Source organism: Rubrivirga sp. (assembly GCF_049648075.1).
GTDB lineage: Bacteria > Bacteroidota > Rhodothermia > Rhodothermales > Rubricoccaceae > Rubrivirga.
The window spans coordinates 1-3,649 of the sequence record NZ_JBARYR010000460.1 but is presented as its reverse complement, the minus strand read 5'-3'; the positions used below and the strand labels follow the sequence as shown (position 1 = coordinate 3,649).

At 69.0% G+C, this 3,649-nt stretch carries 4 protein-coding genes and 1 pseudogene; 4 read left to right on the top strand and 1 reads right to left on the bottom strand.

Annotated features, from left to right (window positions below; translation table 11 throughout):
- Both WBA11_RS13165 and WBA11_RS13160 read left to right on the top strand, forming a co-directional pair.
- Window positions 1-798: sensor histidine kinase (locus WBA11_RS13165; protein WP_424521131.1), on the top strand; the 798-nt coding region annotated here is incomplete at its 5' end.
- A 26-nt stretch (window positions 799-824) separates the two neighbouring features.
- Entirely contained in the window at window positions 825-1,256 is a 432-nt protein-coding gene (locus WBA11_RS13160) for a hypothetical protein (protein WP_424521130.1), read from the top strand.
- Between the two features lie 113 nt (window positions 1,257-1,369).
- On the opposite strand, the gene WBA11_RS13155 is transcribed toward WBA11_RS13160, so the two are convergent.
- Window positions 1,370-1,930, bottom strand: coding sequence for a hypothetical protein (locus tag WBA11_RS13155; RefSeq protein WP_424521129.1), 561 nt, complete (start codon window positions 1,928-1,930; stop codon window positions 1,370-1,372).
- 199 nt (window positions 1,931-2,129) lie between these two features.
- On the opposite strand from WBA11_RS13155, the gene WBA11_RS13150 reads away from it, so the two are divergent.
- Together WBA11_RS13150 and WBA11_RS13145 are read left to right on the top strand one after the other, a co-directional pair.
- Entirely contained in the window at window positions 2,130-2,795 is a 666-nt protein-coding gene (locus WBA11_RS13150) for a hypothetical protein (RefSeq protein WP_424521128.1), read from the top strand.
- A 30-nt stretch (window positions 2,796-2,825) separates the two neighbouring features.
- Window positions 2,826-3,649, top strand: a pseudogene (locus WBA11_RS13145) (S9 family peptidase); the annotation flags it as partial.

Genomic DNA, 3,649 nt, shown 5'->3' with positions numbered 1-3,649 from the left:
ATGCAGGCCGGCGGCGAGCCGATCGTGGTCCACGTCGGGCCGCGGCGGAACGACGACGGCGACGTCTGGGGCGTGGTCGGCACGGTCGTCCCCGCCCTCGAGGGCGACGGGCGGTCCTCGGCACGGGCCGCGTTCCTGCGCCACCTCAACCGCGAACTCAGGTCGCCGATGACCGCGATCCTGGGCTACGCCGAACTGCTCGACGGCGAGACGCCGCCGGACGAGGTCAGCGAGGTCCGAGACGTGATCGTGCGCGCCGGCGAGCGGCTGCTGGGCGCCCTCGATGATTTGCTCGACCTGACCGTCCTCGACGACGACGACCTGACCTCGAGGCCGGCGCCGGTCGATCTCGGGGCGATGGTGACGTCCATCGTGGAGTCGTACCGGACCGCGGCCGACGCCCGGCGGATCGGCTTGGAGGCCGTCTGCAAGGTGTCGACACCGCTGCTCCTGCTCGACGGCTCGCTGTTCGAGCGCGCCGCTCGGCACTTGGTGGGCAGCGCGGTCGCCTCGACGATGAGCGACCAGGTCAGCGTCCGCCTCTACGACTCGGGTCCCGACACCGTCGACTTTGCCGTGATCGGGATGCCGCCGAGCGCGAGCGCGATGGGGATCGGGCCGGACCTGGTGCGCCAGATCGCGTCGGCGATGGGCGGCACGTCGTCTCGCCTCGAGGGCGACGAGCCCGGCTGGGTCTTGACGCTGCCGCGCCGATCCGCTCCCGTGGTCGACCTCGAGGGCGCGCCTTCGGGTGGCGGTGAAGCGGTCGCGATGGCGGAGGCCGAGCCGCCGCGATAGGTTCTCCGCCCACCCGCCGCCCAGTCATGGCCGACGACGACGCCCCGTTCATCCCCGACTACGCCAAGCCGGACGCGCCGGGCGTCCACATGGGCTTCGACAACACGATCGCGGTGTACCACGTCGTGATGCCGGAGGACTCGTTCGAGGTCGCGGCCCAGGCGGTGATGTCGCTGCTCGCGGAGGCGCAGTCCCAGTTCCCGGGCTGGCCGCGTGTCTTTTACCTCGACGTGGCGGGTCACGAGGGCGACGCGCTCGGGTTCGACCCGGACTTCTACGAGTTCCAGCAGGACTTCTGGTTCTCGGCCGTGGCCCCGTTCGTGCAGGCCTTCGAGACGCCGATCACGGGCGGGTTGGTGAACCCGGAGCCGCAGCGGAACGACGTCCCGGACCGGCTCAAGATTGGCGGGGACACGCGGCCCCACGCGGGGACGGTGCTTCCGCCGCACGGGGAGTAGGCGTCCTCGAGGACGGTGTCGCTGTACTGCTTCTGTGTCGGCCTCGAGGGCGTGAATGCTCTAGACGAAGATTCCCGCGCAGATCGTGTTACCCATCGTCCCGGTCTAAAGTGTCACCACTCGTCCCAGCTTCTACACTCTAACGGCGCCCCTGCTTCTGCCCAGGCTGGGATGTCGTCGGCCCCCATCAGTTCGACGAGGTAACGCGGCTCGCTCGCCTCCACGGTCTCGCCGAACGACACTTGCTGCTCGAAGACGACCACGCCTGGGAGCCCGACCATACGGTCCTCTACTCCTTCCGACCGCCAGAGGTGGGCGAGCGAGGCCGAGTTGAGCCAGTTCCGGCCAACGACAATCTCGTCGAACCGGCCCGAGGAAGCCAAGAACTCGATCCCCTCCTCGACGATGTAGTCGATCGCGACCCCCACAGCGACGAACGTCTTCCCCTCGCGCTCGGCCCGCTCAGCCAGCGCCACCTTCGCCATCTCCAGGGCCGACTTCAATTCCGGGGAGTGGCAGGGGCCGCAGCTGGTTGCTCCGACGTAGACCATGACGAGTTCGGTCCCGCCCTGGACACCGTAGTAGTCCGGGTCATCATAGGGAGGTGTGTACTCTTGTGCAGCGACCGGGACGGCGAGTGCGACCGCGAGAGCGACGGCTATGTGGCGGATCATGGGCGATACAGTTGGAGAGTTGCCGTAGAACAGATATTCGGCGGCGCAGTGCGTGATAAACCCGCGCCCTCGAGGACGGAAAACGTGCAGAGAGTACAGCCAAATGGGCGCTCACGTCACGATAGTGCAGGTTCGCCGTTTATATCACACCCCACATCGCATATCATCCACCTCGCCCCTCGAGGACGACCCTCGTACGTTGCCGCTCCCCGTCCTCGATGCCGTGCGCGTACTCGTGCTTCTCTTCCTCGCAACGGCCGCGTCCGCCCAGATCACCGTCGGCGGCGACGTGTCCGTCGGCCCCAGCCTGACCACCCTCGGCGCCAGCGGCACCATCGAGGCCGCCGGCATCCCCGTCCCGATTGGCACCGTCGAGTTCCCGACCTCGATCGGCCTTGATGCGCGCGCTCGACTCGAGGTCCGTGGCGAGACGTGGGGCGGGCGCGTCGGCGTGGGGTACCTCAGCGCGAGCGACATCTTCGACGGCGCCGCGATCCTGGGCCAGACCAGCGTCGACATCGCGTTCGCGCTCGCCTCCGGCGAGGTCACGGTCCGGCAGCCGTACGGGCCGGGCGTTCTAGTCGCCGGGGTTGGTCCCGAGGTGCGCGTCGTCCTCGAGGAAGGCTCGGAGCGAGAGGGCCTGCTCGGGCTGCTGGGCGATGTCCGGCGGAGTCACCTGGCCGTCGGCGCGTCGCTCGGCCTCGAGGTCGAGACGGGCGGTGTCAAGCTCCGTCCTGAGGTCCGAGGTGGGCTGTCGCTCACGCCGTTCTCAGACGACCAGATCGAGGTCTTTGGCGGCAATGTGCAGTTAGGCGGCGACTTCCGCTTCAACCACGTCTCGGCGAGCCTGACAGTCGGCGTGTAGCGGATATTGGGCGCACGCCACACCGTGCTCATGCGCTCGCTCCTGCTCCTCGCCGTCGCCACCGCTGCCGTCGCCCAGCCGACGCTCACCATCGACCAGATCACACAGGCGCCCGAGACCTGGATCGGGGCGTGGCCGAGTGCGCCGTTCTGGACCGAGGCCGGCGACGCGCCCTACTTCTACTGGAATCCCGACGGTCAATTCCCCGCCGACTCGCTCTACCGCGTCGGGCCGGACGGCCAGCCCGAGAAGGTCTCGCCCCTCCAGCGCCGGACGTTGCCGCCGCGCTTCGACGGCGGGCTCCCCCGCGCGGCAACGAGTCCGAGGCGGGCGTTCACACGCAATGGCGACGTCTTCGTCTACGACCCGAGACTCGGATTCTCGACCTCGATGGTGACCCAGACCGCGGCGAGGGAATCGGGTGCCGTCGTCCTCGAGGACGGATCGGTGGCCTACCGACAGGGCGACGCGCTCTTCCGCATGTGGCCCCAGGGAGGCGTCCAACAGCTCACCGACCTGCGCTCCGGCAGCGCGCCCGTCGAGGCCGCGCCCGACAGCGCCGCCTTGTACGTGCAAGACCAACAGCGCCGTCTCTTAGGCGTCGTCCGCGAACGCGTGCGCCAGGACTCACTGCGTGACGTCGCCCGCGACCTCGAGGCCCAAGACGGCCCACCGACCTTCTACATCGGCTCGCGCACCGTGCGTCAGTTGACCGTCGACCCGACCGGCCAGTTCGTCGCGTTCACGCTGAGCGACGACCTCGAGGCCGAGCGCACGCTCATGGTGGACTACGTGACCGACAGCGGCGCGGCCGAAGAGATCAGCGCGCGGCCCAAGATCGGCGGCGTACGCAC

What these genes read in the sequence shown, in the direction of transcription:
- WBA11_RS13160 (WP_424521130.1), top strand. Translation starts at nt 825, where the DNA reads ATGGCCGACGACGACGCCCCGTTCATCCCCGACTACGCCAAGCCGGAC.
- WBA11_RS13155 (WP_424521129.1), bottom strand. Translation starts at nt 1,930, where the DNA reads ATGATCCGCCACATAGCCGTCGCTCTCGCGGTCGCACTCGCCGTCCCG.